This window comes from Sphingopyxis sp. Geo48, assembly GCF_949769155.1.
In the GTDB taxonomy this organism is placed as follows: Bacteria; Pseudomonadota; Alphaproteobacteria; order Sphingomonadales; family Sphingomonadaceae; genus Sphingopyxis.
In genome coordinates, this window is sequence record NZ_CATKPA010000001.1 from 532,963 (window position 1) to 546,447 (window position 13,485).

The 13,485-nt window shown below is 66.1% G+C and carries 14 protein-coding genes; 6 read left to right on the forward strand and 8 right to left on the reverse strand.

Annotated features, from left to right (window positions below):
* Positions 1-269 precede the first annotated feature (269 nt).
* Positions 270-476, forward strand: coding sequence for a 30S ribosomal protein S21 (gene rpsU / locus QOL79_RS02765; protein WP_003047635.1), 207 nt, complete (start codon positions 270-272; stop codon positions 474-476).
* A 168-nt stretch (positions 477-644) separates the two neighbouring features.
* On the opposite strand, the gene QOL79_RS02770 is transcribed toward rpsU, so the two are convergent.
* The gene (locus QOL79_RS02770; protein ID WP_204993203.1) at positions 645-1,433 is read right to left on the reverse strand and encodes a cold-shock protein; all 789 of its coding nucleotides are present in this window, start codon (positions 1,431-1,433) and stop codon (positions 645-647) included.
* A gap of 261 nt (positions 1,434-1,694) precedes the next feature.
* Between QOL79_RS02770 and QOL79_RS02775 the strand changes: the two genes are divergently transcribed.
* The 5 genes from QOL79_RS02775 (at position 1,695) to QOL79_RS02795 (ending at position 6,006) form a co-directional block, all read left to right on the forward strand.
* A complete protein-coding gene (locus QOL79_RS02775; protein WP_283418545.1) occupies positions 1,695-2,312 on the forward strand; it encodes a ribonuclease D in 618 nt (205 codons plus the stop codon).
* Between the two features lie 16 nt (positions 2,313-2,328).
* The gene (gene lptC, locus QOL79_RS02780) at positions 2,329-2,970 is read left to right on the forward strand and encodes an LPS export ABC transporter periplasmic protein LptC (protein ID WP_282946834.1); all 642 of its coding nucleotides are present in this window, start codon (positions 2,329-2,331) and stop codon (positions 2,968-2,970) included.
* Entirely contained in the window at positions 2,967-3,545 is a 579-nt protein-coding gene (locus QOL79_RS02785) for an LptA/OstA family protein (protein ID WP_283418546.1), read from the forward strand. The genes lptC and QOL79_RS02785 overlap by 4 nt, the downstream gene beginning before the upstream one ends.
* Before the next feature lie 103 nt (positions 3,546-3,648).
* Positions 3,649-3,798, forward strand: a complete 150-nt coding sequence (locus QOL79_RS02790) for a hypothetical protein (protein WP_204993199.1) — start codon at positions 3,649-3,651, stop codon at positions 3,796-3,798.
* 393 nt (positions 3,799-4,191) lie between these two features.
* Positions 4,192-6,006: an ABCB family ABC transporter ATP-binding protein/permease gene (locus tag QOL79_RS02795; protein ID WP_283418547.1), complete on the forward strand. Its 1,815-nt coding sequence runs from the start codon at positions 4,192-4,194 to the stop codon at positions 6,004-6,006.
* A gap of 89 nt (positions 6,007-6,095) precedes the next feature.
* On the opposite strand, the gene QOL79_RS02800 is transcribed toward QOL79_RS02795, so the two are convergent.
* The 7 genes from QOL79_RS02800 to QOL79_RS02830 all read right to left on the reverse strand — a co-directional run bounded on the left by QOL79_RS02800 (position 6,096) and on the right by QOL79_RS02830 (position 13,175).
* Positions 6,096-6,530: a PilZ domain-containing protein gene (locus QOL79_RS02800; RefSeq protein ID WP_283418548.1), complete on the reverse strand. Its 435-nt coding sequence runs from the start codon at positions 6,528-6,530 to the stop codon at positions 6,096-6,098.
* A gap of 106 nt (positions 6,531-6,636) precedes the next feature.
* Complete coding sequence (locus QOL79_RS02805) at positions 6,637-7,956, reverse strand: M28 family metallopeptidase (protein ID WP_283418549.1); 1,320 nt, start codon at positions 7,954-7,956, stop codon at positions 6,637-6,639.
* 93 nt (positions 7,957-8,049) lie between these two features.
* Positions 8,050-8,616: a hypothetical protein gene (locus QOL79_RS02810; RefSeq protein ID WP_283418550.1), complete on the reverse strand. Its 567-nt coding sequence runs from the start codon at positions 8,614-8,616 to the stop codon at positions 8,050-8,052.
* Between the two features lie 183 nt (positions 8,617-8,799).
* Positions 8,800-9,360 carry a hypothetical protein gene (locus QOL79_RS02815; protein ID WP_283418551.1) on the reverse strand — a complete coding sequence of 187 codons (561 nt, stop codon included), beginning with the start codon at positions 9,358-9,360 and terminating at the stop codon, positions 8,800-8,802.
* Positions 9,361-9,546: 186 nt separating this feature from the next.
* On the reverse strand, positions 9,547-10,371 hold the full coding sequence (locus tag QOL79_RS02820; RefSeq protein ID WP_283418552.1) for a glycine zipper domain-containing protein: 825 nt from the start codon (positions 10,369-10,371) through the stop codon (positions 9,547-9,549).
* A gap of 146 nt (positions 10,372-10,517) precedes the next feature.
* Positions 10,518-11,006 (reverse strand): free L-methionine (R)-S-oxide reductase MsrC, encoded by a 489-nt coding sequence (gene msrC / locus QOL79_RS02825; RefSeq protein ID WP_283418553.1) that lies wholly within the window; start codon positions 11,004-11,006, stop codon positions 10,518-10,520.
* A gap of 9 nt (positions 11,007-11,015) precedes the next feature.
* A complete protein-coding gene (locus QOL79_RS02830; RefSeq protein ID WP_283418554.1) occupies positions 11,016-13,175 on the reverse strand; it encodes a prolyl oligopeptidase family serine peptidase in 2,160 nt (719 codons plus the stop codon).
* Between the last annotated feature and the right edge of the window lie 310 nt (positions 13,176-13,485).

Sequence of the window (13,485 nt, forward strand, 5' to 3'; positions counted from 1 at the left end):
GCAGTCCTCTTCCTCTATCGGTTTCGTCCTGCTACCTATGCCACAGCAAAAGGGGGGCGCACAATCCCGCCTGACGGCCTTCTGCGCCATGATTGTCGCGCTTTGCCGCGTTGGGGCTTGCATTTCCGCGCGAATCTCTCTAGTGGCGCTCTATCGGAACGTCGCGCTTTTGCGGCGCTTCTTTTATTGCCCGAATATCGGCGACCTATGGCGAACCGGAACGAAGCCGGGGACACAGGCCGTTTGACGAACAGGAGACGACACGGCGTATGCAGATCATCGTTCGCGACAATAATGTCGACCAGGCCCTTCGCGCGCTCAAGAAGAAGCTGCAGCGTGAGGGCGTGTATCGCGAAATGAAGCTGCGCCGTCACTACGAGAAGCCCAGCGAAAAGCGCGCCCGCGAGCGTGCCGCCGCTGTCCGCCGCGCCCGCAAGATGGAGCGCAAGCGGATGGAGCGCGACGGTATCAAGTAAGACCGTCTCCCGTTCGGGATCCTGATTCGAGAAAAGGGCGCTGCGGCAACGCGGCGCCCTTTTTCGTTTGGGCGGCGTGGACGGCCGCCACCCGCCGACGCTGGCCTTGCGCCCAAACAAAAAGGGCGGCCCGAAGGCCGCCCTTTCCTGCATCGATTGTATCGGGACTCAGTCCTGCGACGGCTGCAGGTTCACTGCGGCGAACTTGCCGCGATCGTCGACCTCGATGTCAAAGGCGACGCGGTCACCCTCTTCGAGGCCCGCCATGCCGGCGCGCTGCACCGCGCTGATGTGAACGAAGGCATCGGCCTGTCCGTCGTCGCGCGCGATGAAGCCGAAGCCCTTCGTCGTATTGAAGAATTTGACCGTTCCCGAGGTGCGCTCTCCGGTCAGCTGGCGACGGCCGCGGGCGCCGCCCGGACGGTCGCCGCCGGGGCCGCGATCGTCGCGGCGCGGAGCGAATTCCTCGACCGGCATCGGCTCGCCCTCGATCTTGAGATCGATTGCCGACACTTTGCCGTTGCGTTCGACAAGCGTGAAGCCGAGCGGCTGGCCCGAAGCGAGACCCTGAAGCCCCGCCTGTTCGACGGCGCTGATGTGCACAAACACGTCTTCGCCGCCGTCGTCGCGCGCAATGAAGCCGAAACCCTTCGCCGGGTTGAAGAACTTCACCTGGCCCTGGCCTTCGCCGACGACCTGCGCAGGCATCCCGCCGCCGCGTCCGCCGCCGAAGCCACCGCGGTCCCCACCGCCGAAGCCGCCGCCGCGATCGCCGCCGCCGAAGCCGCCGCCACGGTCACCGCCGCCGAAACCGCCGCGATCGCGGTCTCCGAAGCCGCCGCGCCCGCCGCCATAGCTATCGCCGCCATAGGGCGCAGGTTCGAAGCTGTCGAAATTGCCGAAGTCATCGCGCTTGCCGCGTCCGCGATGGCCACGGCGATCCTTGTTGAAACTCATTGCTTGATAGTCGCTTTCGGTCGTCCGCACCCCATTTACCCGGCTCCTTGCGCCGGACGGGGACGCAACTCACCACAGGCACAGACTCGCCCCGTGCCACACACAGCGCAAGATATAACCTAATTATCCACAGGCTGCGAACAGAAAATTCAAAAAGCCGAAGCAGAATTTTGCACGCTTTACCGCGCGCTTGAGCAAGGGGGGTGGGTGCGGGGAAACCAGTCATTGAGCGGCGGGGCCGCTTGGCCTAAGGCGGGGTCCATGACTGTCCATTTCCACGAAGAAGATCTGCCCGAAGGCGCGCTGGGACCCGGCGCGGTCGCGGTGGACACCGAAACCATGGGTTTGAACCCGCTGCGCGACCGGCTGTGCGTCGTCCAGATCAGCGACGGGTCGGGCGACGAGCATCTCGTGCGCTTCGGCCCCGGCAGCGCCTATGACGCCCCGGTGCTGAAGGCGGTGCTATCCGATCCGAACCGGCTGAAAATCTTTCATTTTGCGCGGTTTGACATCGCCGCGATCGAGCATGCGCTGGGGATCGTGACGGCGCCCGTCTATTGCACCAAGATCGCATCGAAGCTGGTCCGTACCTATACCGACCGACATGGCCTCAAAGAGCTGGTGCGCGAGTTGCTGGGACAGGATGTGTCGAAGCAGCAGCAATCGAGCGACTGGGGCGCGGCGGAACTTTCGGACGCGCAGCGCGATTATGCCGCGAGCGACGTGCGCTTCCTCCATGCGATGAAGGACGTGCTCGACGTGCGGCTTGCGCGCGAAGGGCGCACCCATCTGGCGCAGGCCTGTTTCGATTTCCTGCCGACGCGCGCGGCGCTCGATCTCGCGGGCTGGCCCGAAATCGACATTTTCGCGCACACGTAAGAAGAGCGATTCGCGAATGTCCGAACGCGCCGACCATGATCGCACCATGCGCCGCATGTGGGCCGCAAGCGGGTCGAGCCACGACCGCGTCGTGCGCATATTGCGCTTTGGCCTGCCGCTCGTCATCGGGGTGATCGCGGCGGTGCTCGTCTTTTCGCCCTTCACCCAGCGCACCGAAATCAGCTTCCTGCTCGCCAAGGACAAGGTCGACATGGCGAGCGAGCGGATGAAGGTGACGCGTGCCGAATATCGCGGCCAGGATTCGAAGGGCCAGCCCTTCGCGCTGCTCGCCGGGAGCGCGGTACAGAAGAGTTCGGCCGAGCCGATCGTGCGGATGAGCCAGCTGTCGGGCGCGATCAGGCTCAATGACGGCCCCGCGACGATCGCCGCGGCCGAGGGGCAATATGATATGGACACCGAGAAGGTGTCGGTGCCGGGGACCGTGCGGGTACGCAGCGCGAGCGGATACCGGCTCGACGCGAGCAACGTTGCAATCGACCTCAAGAGCCGAAGCCTTGCCGGGACCGGCGGAGTCAACGGCGCATTGAATATCGGACAATTTTCGGCCAACCAGCTGTCGGCCGACCTCGACCAGCGCGTCGTGCGCCTGACGGGCAACGCGCGGCTGCGGATCAACCAGGGAGCGCTGGGTAAATGAAGGGGCTTTGGACGATGAAGAGCGGCTTGCTCGCGGGCGCAGGCTTCGCACTCACCAGCCTTGCGATCCTGAGCGCGGGGCAGGGCGGTAGCGCCGCGCAGGCGCAGGCGCTCGCGAATCACAACAGCAACGCGCTGGTCGATTTCAATGCCGGCAGCATCGAGGTGCAGGATCGCGCCGACCGCGTCGTGCTGTCGGGCGGGGTGACGGTAACGCAGGCGGGGCTGACGGTGCGCGCGCCGCGGATGACCGTCGCCTATACGCGGGCGGGCGGCACCGACGTCAACCGGCTCGACGCCACCGGCGGCGTGACGGTGAACAAGGGCGACGAGACCGCCAAGGGCAATGTCGCGATCTATGACCTCGACAAAAGGCTGATCACGATGGTCGGCAACGTCCAGTTGCAGCAGGGCGCCAATCACCTGCAGGGCGGGCGGCTGGTGATCGACCTCACCAGCGGCCGCGCGACGGTCGACGGCCGCGGCGCCGCACGCGGGCCCGACGGCAATCCGGTCACCGGCGGGACCAACGGACGCGTCACCGGCACCTTCAGTGTGCCGCAAAGGAAGCAATAACCTTAGTCGTTAAGATTTGGGCAAGCGCGCCGCGCGAGGATCGCGGGCGGGGACCAGATCCATTGCGGTGCCGGGGGGCGGCCGCGCGAGCGAGGCGTTCCCCATGCGTTATGCAACCTTCCTACCCCGCCGGCGGCCGATGTTCGGACGCCGCACCGAAGCAGCCGAGGTCGTCGCGGCGCGGCCGACGCGCGAGGAACGACGGCTGGTACAAAGCATCGTCCGGCTGATGGGGCCGGCGAAGCCCCGCTGAGCGCGCGGGGCGGAGTCCGCCCAGGTCGATTTGGGGGTGGTGAGCGGACTTCGCTCTGGTGCACCCCGGCGAAAGCCGGGACCCAGAGCGGCACAACGCGACACTAGCTCTCTCACTCCCTGGGGCCCGGCTTTCGCCGGGGATCACAATATCCACCTCCGGTCGTATGCGGTCATACGTCATCCCGGACTTGATCCGGGATCCACCGCAGCGCTGAAGTCATGGACCCCGGATCAAGTCCGGGGTGACGATGATGGTTAGGGCGGCCTCCTGTCGATTCCGGTCATTCGATCGAGATCGGCACGAGTGCGGGTATAGCCCCACACCAGTCATTCGCCCCCGCCGCGCCAGGACGCTTGGCGGATGGCCCGTGCGTCCCTACATGGGGCGACCATGCCGCCCGATACCGCTACCTCCGCCGATCGCAACCGCGAACCGCCCGTGCTTGCGACACTCGGGCGTTTCATGCCCTATCTGTGGCCCGCGGGGCAGACCGAGCACAAGGTCCGCATCGTCCTTGCCGCGCTGATCGTGCTCGCATCGAAGGGCGTGCAGCTGTCGATGGGCTTCCTTTATGGCGCCGCGATCGACCGGATGGCGCCGGGGATGGAAGAGGGCGTCGCGCTCGCGATCGGGCTCGTCGTCGCCTATGCCGGCGCGCGCTTCGCCGGGGTGCTGTTCGATAACCTCCGCAATGTGGTATTCGAGCGCGTCGGGCAGGATGCGACGCGCGAACTGGCGATCGCGACCTTCACCCATTTGCACGCGCTGTCGCTGCGTTTCCATCTTGCGCGACGGACGGGCGAGGTCACCAAGGTGATCGAGCGCGGCACCAAGAGCATCGATACGATGCTTTATTTCCTGCTGTTCAACATTGCACCGACGATCATCGAGCTCGCCGCGGTGCTGATCATCTTCTGGACCAAGTTCAGCTTTGGCCTCGCCAGTGCGACGGCGCTGATGGTTGTCGTCTATATCATCTTCACGCGGCGGGTGACCGACTGGCGCAACGCGCTGCGCACGCGGATGAACGACCTCGACACGCTGACGATCGGGCGCAGCGTCGACAGCCTGCTCAATTACGAGACGGTGAAATATTTCGGCGCCGAGGAACGCGAGGCTGCGCGCTACCGCGACGTGGCCGACCAATATGCCCGCGCCGCGGTGAAGAGCGAGAACAGCCTCGCCTGGCTCAACATCGGGCAGAGCTTCATCACCAACGCCGCGATGGCGGGGACGATGGCCTATACCGTCTGGGGCTGGTCGGTCGGAGAGTACAAGGTCGGCGACGTCGTGCTGGTGAACACCTTGCTCGCGCAGCTCTTTCGCCCGCTCGACCTGCTCGGCATGGTGTACCGGACGATCCGCCAGGGGCTGATCGACATGGAGGCGATGTTCCGCCTGATCGACACCCCGCCCGAGATCAGCGACGCGCCGGGCGCGCCAGCGCTCGTCGTCAATGGCGGTGCGGTGAGTTTCGAGGATGTCGTCTTCGGTTACGAGCCCGACCGCACGATCCTGAACGGCGTCAGCTTCGCCGTCGGGGCGGGCGAGACGCTGGCGATCGTCGGGCCGTCGGGCGCGGGCAAGTCGACGATCGCGCGGTTGCTCTACCGTTTCTATGACCCGCAGGGCGGGCGCGTGACCATCGACGGGCAGGACATCAAGGCAGTGACGCAGCAAAGCCTGCGCGCCGCGATCGGCATCGTCCCGCAGGATACCGTCCTGTTCAACGATTCGATCGGTTATAACATCGCCTATGGCCGCGCCGACGCCAGCGTCGAGGAGATCGGGGCGGCGGCGCAGGGCGCGGCGATCGACGGTTTCATCGCGCTGCTGCCGCAGGGCTATGAGACCGAGGTCGGCGAGCGCGGGCTGAAGCTGTCGGGCGGCGAGAAGCAGCGGGTCGCGATCGCGCGCACCCTGCTCAAGAATCCACCGGTCCTGATCCTCGACGAAGCGACGAGCGCGCTCGACAGCCGCACCGAGGCGGCGATCCAGGACACGCTCGAGCGCATCGCCGAGCGGCGGACGACGCTGGTGATCGCGCACCGCCTGTCGACGGTGGTGAATGCCGACCGGATCGTCGTGCTCGAGAAAGGCCGAGTCGCAGAGACCGGAACGCACGACCAGCTGCTCGCGATGCGCGGGCTCTACGCCGACATGTGGGCGCGGCAGCAGGCCGAGCGCGAGGAGGGGACGGTTTAGGCCGCGGCGGCGCAGGAAAGGTCGTGATGACGTTTTCCGGGCGATCGGGAACGTCTGCTCCCCGCCCGCAACGGCGCCTTCCGCCCGCTTTACCGCTTCCGCCCGAAATGCCCGGGCAGCGACGTCGCGCGGGTCAGGCCGGGTCGCCAGGTATCGAGCTTGGGCGCCGGCACGATCTGGAAGTCGGCGACGCTGTCGGCGGTGCGCAGGTCGTCGCCGTGCGAAGCGCGCAGTCGCATCGTCTCGACCGGCTTGTCGGTTTCGAGCCCGAAGCGGTTGCCCGAGACCCAGCGTACCGTGCCGAGCATCGGTTCGTGCCCGGGCAGGAACACCGTCATCCGCTCGCCGATATTGAGGCTGTGCGGGCCTTGCCCGCCGATTCCGGTCTCGGAAACATTGCGGATAGTGACATCGAAACGGCCGAGCCGCTGGCAGCCGAGCGACCCCTTTACCAGCCGCGACTGCCGCGGCTGGCGCTTTTCATCCGGAACTGATGAGGCCGTGGGGGCCTCGGGACTCGACATAGGCGACCAACATTCTTCACCGCCCGTCACCCACGCCAGGCGGTCATTTTGGTCCCATCGCTGCCATAACGCGCGAAGGTAAATTTTCGTTTGTGCTGTTTTCTAATTATTTCGCGGGCGGCAAACCGCCGAAAGTAACCAGGCTTTCGTGCCCTTCGGCCGAAATAGCGGAAACGCCGAAGAAATTATCGTCGACGATGATCGCGGGCAAAATCAATTCGTTAGCGGCGTCCGACGGAACGACGCGCGAATCCGACCAGTCGTCGCGATCGGCGCGGCGCCAATGGACGCGATAGGCGGCAGCGTCCTTAACGGGCGACCAGCGAACGATGGTGTCGGAGCTCACCGCGCCGTCGATGCTGACGCTCTCGGGAGCGGCCGGCGCGTCCGCGAGTTCGCGGGCGAGGGCGACGTTGAGCGCGGTGACGCGCGCCAGATAGGGGAAGTCCATCTCGTCGACCGTGTCGCCAAATTTCCGGCCGTTTTCGGTCCGCAAATCCTGATGCTGGTGATCATAATCCTCGATCCCGACGGTGAAGCGTATCGCGGGATAGCCGAGCTCGAGCGAAGGCAGGTGATCGCCGCCGCGACGGAAGCGGTCGGGGCGGCGCACCGCGAGGACGTCGAGCCCGATTGCCGGATTGGCCGCCGCCGCACGCACCGCCGCCTTGGCGAGCGCGCGCGACGGCCCGTCGTCCTCGCCGCCGATACCGCGGCGCGCGAGCTGCGCCGCGAGATCCTCGGAGGCGCGAATGCCTTCGCTGAACACGCGGACCCGGTCCGCAACGACCGTGCCGTCGGTGCCGCGGGTGCCGCCGACGATGTCGTTGTTGAGCATCGCGGTGACCTGCCAGCCCTTTTCCTTCGCATGGGCGGCGAGCAGCTTGCCGCCCCAGAGCCCCTGTTCCTCGCCCGAGAGCAGCGCATAGACGATCGTCGCGCGATGCTTGTCCTTCGAGAGCAGGCGCGCTGCCTCTAGGACCAGCGCGGTGCCCGAGCCGTCGTCGTTCGCGCCGGGGGCGTCGGCGGTGAAATTCATCGGGTCGCTGACGCGGCTGTCGATATGGCCGGCGATCATGATCACGCGGTCGGGGTCGCTGCCCTTCTGGATCGCAAGGACATTCTGCACGATCACGCCCGACGGCGCGCGCGGTCCTTCGAAACGGTCGCTGATCCGCTCGATCGTCAGGCAGCCGCCGCACGCTTTTGAAATGCGCTGGAATTCGGCAGCGCCCCAGTTGCGCGCGGCGCCGATGCCGCGCTTCGGATCGGTCGTCGACGACAGCGTATGGCGGGTGCCGAAGGAGACGAGTTTTTCGACCAGTGCTTTCAGGCGCGCGGGATCGGGGGCGGGCGCGGTGTCCCCGGCGGAAGCGGCGGCGGGGGCGGCGAGCAGCAGCGCGGCGGCGAAAGTGGCTCTGAGCATGATGCTTCATGCGGCCTGCCCCGCGCCGACGCAAGAGGGCCCGCCGGCGCCTGGATGCCGGCGGGCCAGTTGGCTCTCTTCTATGCTTCGGGCTTAACCGAGGCCCGAATAGTCGACGTCGACGACGCGGCCATAGCGGACGTCGCAGCTGAACTTGCCCTTGTCGTACGAGCCGCCGCGACCCCAGCGGCCGCCGTAGCCGTCGCGGACGACGACGCGGCCCTTGACGCGATAGCCGTCGCGCTTGCGGTCGATGCTCGTTACCTGCGTGACGTCGGTGCGGCCATAGCGGCTCGTCCCGCGCTCGACGGCGTTGACGCACTGGCTGACGGCGCCGCGGCTGTTGCCATAGCGGTTATAGTCATAGCCGTAGCCGTAGCGCGGGTCATTGTCGTAGCGGCCGCGGTCGTAGCGACCGTCGTAACGGCCGTAGCGGTCGTCGTAGCGGTCATAACGGTCGTAACGGTCGCGGTCGTTGTTGGACGACGACAGGATCGCGGCGAGTCCGCCGAGGACGACGGCGCCCGCGATGACTTCGCCCGCACTGATGCCGTCGCGGTCGTGGCGATCGCGCGCAGCGGCGGGGGCAGCGCTCACCAGCATCGCGCCGGCGGTGGCCGCACCAATCGCGGCCTTGGTCCAAGATGTATTCACAGCCATGGTTCGGTCTCCAGATAGCGCAGGCGGCACCCGTGCGGCCTGTTGTCATCCTTTTACCGAGTCGGCGGTGACGCGGCCCTGAACCCGCCGCTTATCTGGCGTTAAGCCTTGGTTTTGCTGGCGTTCATAAACAAAAGGCCCCGTACCGGCGGTACAGGGCCCGGTCCGTCGCTCGTCGCCGGTTCAGCCGAAGCTGACGTCGACGACGCGGCCACCCCGAAAGCTGCAGCCAAAGCTGCGCACCTCGCCGCCGAGGCGCGAGGCGGTTCCGGTGACGTACCAGCCGCCGTTGTTCGGCTCGGTCTTGGTGATGCTGTCGACGCGGGCGTCGTCGCCCATTTCGCCCTCGACCGCCCAGCTGCAGGCGTCGGCGGCGCGGGCTTCGGCCTCGCCATTGCCATAGGGGCGGACTTCGGTGGCGCCGTCGCCATAGGGGCGCGCGTCGTCGGCGGGCGGATCATAGTTGGGCGCATCCTGTCGCGGCTCGCGATAGGGCGGGTCATAGCGGTCGTCGCGGTCGCGGCGTTCGGCCTTGCCCTTGCTCGCGGCGCTGGCGATCGCGGCGATGGTGCCGATGATCAGCAGGCCGCCGATGACGTCGCCGGCATCGATATCGTCGCGGTGACGGTGGCCCCAGCCATAGCCATGACCATATCGGTCGCGGGCTTCGGCGGGGGTGGCGCTGACGCCGACCGAGGTGAGGATGATCGCGGTCGCGGTGGCGAGGCCGGTGAACTTGCGCATGGGCGGGATACTCCGCAGGCGCGGGCAAGGGACGCTCCCACCCGCAACAGGATTCGCTGTTACGCCCGCCATGCTTTCGCGCCGCTGAACCGTGGCGCCGCCGCGATGAAAGGAAAGGCCCGCCTTCCGTGTGGAGGGCGGGCCTGACGGGACCCTCGTGACGGTGACCAGACCAGTCGGGGTCGTTCAGCAGACGCAGCGCGGTTTCGGTTTCGGCTTCCACTTCTTCTTCGGAGCATAGCGTTTCCGGACCGGCGCATTTTCATAATAGGTCTTGGTGGTGGTCTCGACCGTCTCGGTGACCAGCGGGGCGCCGTTGATGATCGTCGTGACAACGACGCCGGGCGTGTACCAGCCATAGCCGTAACCATAGCCGCTGCTGTATGAGTAGGCGCCGGGGTAAGTGCCGCCGTGATGCCAGGCATAGCCGCCCTGATGATGGCGGCCGCGGCCCTCCCACCATTCGTCGCACTTCTTCTTGTCGGCTTCGTTGCCGATCGCGGCGCCGGCCAGCGCACCGACACCGCCGCCGATCAGCGTGCCTGCGGTGCGGTCGCCATGCCCGGCGACGCGGTTGCCGACGACGCCCCCCACGACGCCTCCGACAACCGCTCCGGTCGCTGTGCCCCCCCGGCCACAGCGACGCGCCATCTCCGCATCCTCGGGATCGGGATGGCCGCCGTAATAGGGATCATAATAGGGCGGCGGCGGATAGCCCGCGCCATGGCCCTCGACCGTGCCCTCGTAAGTGCCTTCGTAGCGACGACCGTCGGGCGCGTCGTAAGTGCCGGTCCAGCTTCCGGTCCAGCGGCCCTCTGCGTCATAGCCCCCTTCGACATGGCGATAGTCGGTCTCGCTCGGCACGCGATCGGGATAGCCGGTATAGACCCGGACGTCGGGGGCGGCGGGGGCGCCATAGTCGAGCTTCGGCGCGGGATCCGCGGCACGCGCGACGCCACTCGTCAGCAACACCGTTCCGACGGCCGCCCCCAGAAGCAAGATCGTGCGCATTCTAAACTCCCTGTTACCCTGGCCGCGCCGTCCGCATCGCTGCGTCGGCGAGCGACTGGTTAACAGTTTGTTATCAAATCAGGGTGATTCTCGCGAATCTGTTAACCCTGAGTTTTGCGTCCCGATTTGGGTCAGGCCGATTTGGGTCAGGACGCCAGCGCTGCGGCGATGCGCGCGACGAGACTTTCGGCGCCCGACTGATCCTCTGCGGTGAAGCGCGCCGGCGACGGGCTGTCGAGGTCGAGGACGCCGATTAGTCGGTCGTCGGCGACGATCGGGACGACCAGCTCGCTGCGGCTGTCGGCGTCGCAGGCGATATGGCCCGGAAAAGCGTGGACATCCTCGACGCGCTGCGTCTCGCGAAGCCGCGCCGCGGCGCCGCACACCCCCTTGTCGAGCGGAATGCGGATGCACGCAGCCTTGCCCTGGAACGGGCCGAGGACGAGTTCGGTCCCGTCGAAGCGGTAGAAGCCCGCCCAGTTGAGGTCGGGAATCGCCTGCCATACCAATGCCGTGACGTTGGCCATATTGGCGATGCCGTCGGGCTCGCCCGCGACGAGCGCCTCGGCCGCGTCGGCGGCCTCTGCCCACAGCGTTGCGGGGTCGGTTGCCGAAAAGGAGAGAGCGTAGGACATGTGGGCTCCCTATTCGACCTTCAGTCCGGTCCATTTGGCGGCGAAGGCATATTTGTCCGCCGCCTCGGCGATGATCTTGTCGACCGGCTTGCCCGACCCGTGACCCGCGCGCGTTTCGACGCGGATCAGGTGCGGCTTGGGGCCGATATCCTCATGCTGCAGTTCGGCGGTGTATTTGAAGCTGTGCCCCGGCACGACGCGGTCGTCGGTGTCGGCCGTGGTGACGAGAATCGCCGGATAGGCCGCGCCGCCCTTGATATTGTGATAGGGCGAATAGCCAAGGAGGTTCCGGAAATCGGCTTCCTTCGACGGATAGCCATAATCATCGGTCCAGTAGCGGCCGGCGGTGAAACGGTCGAAGCGCAGCATGTCCATCACGCCGACCGCGGGCAGCGCCGCAGCGAACAGATCGGGGCGCTGGTTCGTCACTGCGCCGACAAGCAGGCCGCCGTTCGACCCGCCCTCGATGACGAGCTGACCCTTGCCTGCGATCCCCTCTGCGATCAGATGTTCTCCCGCGGCAATGAAGTCGTCGAACACATTCTGTTTCTTGTCGAGCCGGCCGGCATCGTGCCACGCCTTCCCATATTCGCCGCCGCCGCGCAGGTTAGCGACCGCGAACACGCCGCCCTTGTCCATCCACGCGAGCTTGGTGGGCGAGAAGCCCGGCACCTGCGACACGTTGAACCCGCCATAGCCGTAGAGGAGGGTGGGCGATCCCTTGCTGCGATCGAGCCCCTTTTTCATCACGACGAACATCGGGATCTGCGTGCCGTCCTTCGACTTGTAGAAACGCTGTTCGACCGAAAATTGCTTGGGGTCGAAGGTCAGCTTGGGCGCGGCGAACACCTCGCTCTTGCCGGTCACCGTATCGAGGCGGAAGATCGTCGTCGGCGTCGCGTAGCTCGAAAATTCGTAAAAGGTTTCCGCGTCCCTCGGATTGCCGCCAAAGCCCTTCGCCGACCCGATATCGGCCAGACGGATTGCTGAAATCGGCTTGCCGTCGAGCCCGATCATCACCGCCTGCGACTTGGCGTCGCCGAGATAGGACAGGATGATGCGGTTGCCGACGCGCGAGGCGCCGACGAGTGTCGACTGGCTCTCCGGGACCAGTTCAGTGATTTCGCCGGGCTTGCGGATGTCGAGCGACACAAGGCGCGCGCGCGGCGCCCCCTTGTTGGTCAGGAAGGTGAAGCGGGTGCCCGCGTTGGTGACATATTCCCAATTGTTTGCATAGTCGTCGACGAGCGGGATCGCCGCGCCGCCCTTCGCAGGATGCAGTGTCAGGCCATAGCGTTCGTCGGTCCCCTTGGACGAGACAACAAGGACATATTTTCCGTCGTCGGTGACGACCGCGCTGTGGTTGAGCTTCGGCTCGTCGGGGGTGGCGTGGATCAGCACGTCCTCGCTCTGCGGCGTGCCGAGCTTGTGGAAATAGACCGCGTGATTTTCGTTGAGCGACTGGAAGGCCTGGCCTTCCTTCGGCTCTGGGAAACGCGAATAGTAAAAGCCGCTGCCGTCCTTCGCCCAGTCGAGCGCCGAGAATTTGACCCAGCGGATCTCGTCGCTGGTGTCTTGTCCCGTCGCGACGTCCTTGACGCGGACGATGCGCCAGTCGGTGCCGCCGTCCTGCACCGAATAGAGCAGATATTTGCCGTCTTCCGAGGGGTTCCATTCGCCGAGCGCGGTCGCGCCGTCCTTTGCCCAGGCGTTGGGGTCGATCAGCACGCGGCCCTCGCCCTTCAGTCCGTCGCGGACATACAGCACCGACTGCGGCTGCAGCCCGTCGTTGCGCGTGTAGAAATAGTGCGTCCCCGCCTTCGTCGGCAGGCCAAAGCGTTCGTAATTATAGAGTTCGGTCATCCGCTTGCGGAACGCGTCGCGGCCGGGAAGCGTCGCAAGATAGGCGTCGGTGACCTTGTTTTGCTCGGCAACCCACGCCGCGACCTTCGGATTGACGCGAACATCGTCCTCCAGCCAGCGATAGGGGTCAGCGACGTCGACGCCGAATTGCCGATCGACCGTCGAGCCGCGTTCGGTCGCCGGATAGGCGAGCGCCGGGGCAGGGGCCGCGGCGGAATCGGCGGCGTTTGCAGCGGTCGGCGCAGCGGCGGGCGTCATCATCAGCGCGACCAGCGCAAGCGGCGCGCGCATATCTTTACAGGGCATGGCAAGGCGATCCTCATCGTCGGAGCAACAATCGTGCGCCATTATGTAAGGATAGAAAGAGGCCGGGCAAGCGGATTTGGGCATCGATTTTGGGTGCCGGCCATATTTTGAGCGGCCAGTCGGCGGGGCCGCTGCAGATCGCTCGACGGCCGGGCGCGGCCGGCGATCGTCTGCAAAAAGATCGCCGCAAATCAGCATGTACCACTTCGGCACATCTTCCCCGGTGCCCTACTTTCATGGTTTCCGAAATGCTAAAACTCCGAGTCGCCGGGCGTGACGAACCGAATGAAGGGCGCGCCGGGCGTGGGGG

Bases quoted from the DNA above. Each gene is read 5' to 3' on its own strand.
- rpsU (WP_003047635.1), top strand. From the start codon at position 270: ATGCAGATCATCGTTCGCGACAATAATGTCGACCAGGCCCTTCGCGCG.
- QOL79_RS02770 (WP_204993203.1), bottom strand. From the start codon at position 1,433: ATGAGTTTCAACAAGGATCGCCGTGGCCATCGCGGACGCGGCAAGCGC.
- QOL79_RS02775 (WP_283418545.1), top strand. From the start codon at position 1,695: ATGACTGTCCATTTCCACGAAGAAGATCTGCCCGAAGGCGCGCTGGGA.
- lptC (WP_282946834.1), top strand. From the start codon at position 2,329: ATGTCCGAACGCGCCGACCATGATCGCACCATGCGCCGCATGTGGGCC.
- QOL79_RS02785 (WP_283418546.1), top strand. From the start codon at position 2,967: ATGAAGGGGCTTTGGACGATGAAGAGCGGCTTGCTCGCGGGCGCAGGC.
- QOL79_RS02790 (WP_204993199.1), top strand. From the start codon at position 3,649: ATGCGTTATGCAACCTTCCTACCCCGCCGGCGGCCGATGTTCGGACGC.
- QOL79_RS02795 (WP_283418547.1), top strand. From the start codon at position 4,192: ATGCCGCCCGATACCGCTACCTCCGCCGATCGCAACCGCGAACCGCCC.
- QOL79_RS02800 (WP_283418548.1), bottom strand. From the start codon at position 6,530: ATGTCGAGTCCCGAGGCCCCCACGGCCTCATCAGTTCCGGATGAAAAG.
- QOL79_RS02805 (WP_283418549.1), bottom strand. From the start codon at position 7,956: ATGCTCAGAGCCACTTTCGCCGCCGCGCTGCTGCTCGCCGCCCCCGCC.
- QOL79_RS02810 (WP_283418550.1), bottom strand. From the start codon at position 8,616: ATGGCTGTGAATACATCTTGGACCAAGGCCGCGATTGGTGCGGCCACC.
- QOL79_RS02815 (WP_283418551.1), bottom strand. From the start codon at position 9,360: ATGCGCAAGTTCACCGGCCTCGCCACCGCGACCGCGATCATCCTCACC.
- QOL79_RS02820 (WP_283418552.1), bottom strand. From the start codon at position 10,371: ATGCGCACGATCTTGCTTCTGGGGGCGGCCGTCGGAACGGTGTTGCTG.
- msrC (WP_283418553.1), bottom strand. From the start codon at position 11,006: ATGTCCTACGCTCTCTCCTTTTCGGCAACCGACCCCGCAACGCTGTGG.
- QOL79_RS02830 (WP_283418554.1), bottom strand. From the start codon at position 13,175: ATGCCCTGTAAAGATATGCGCGCGCCGCTTGCGCTGGTCGCGCTGATG.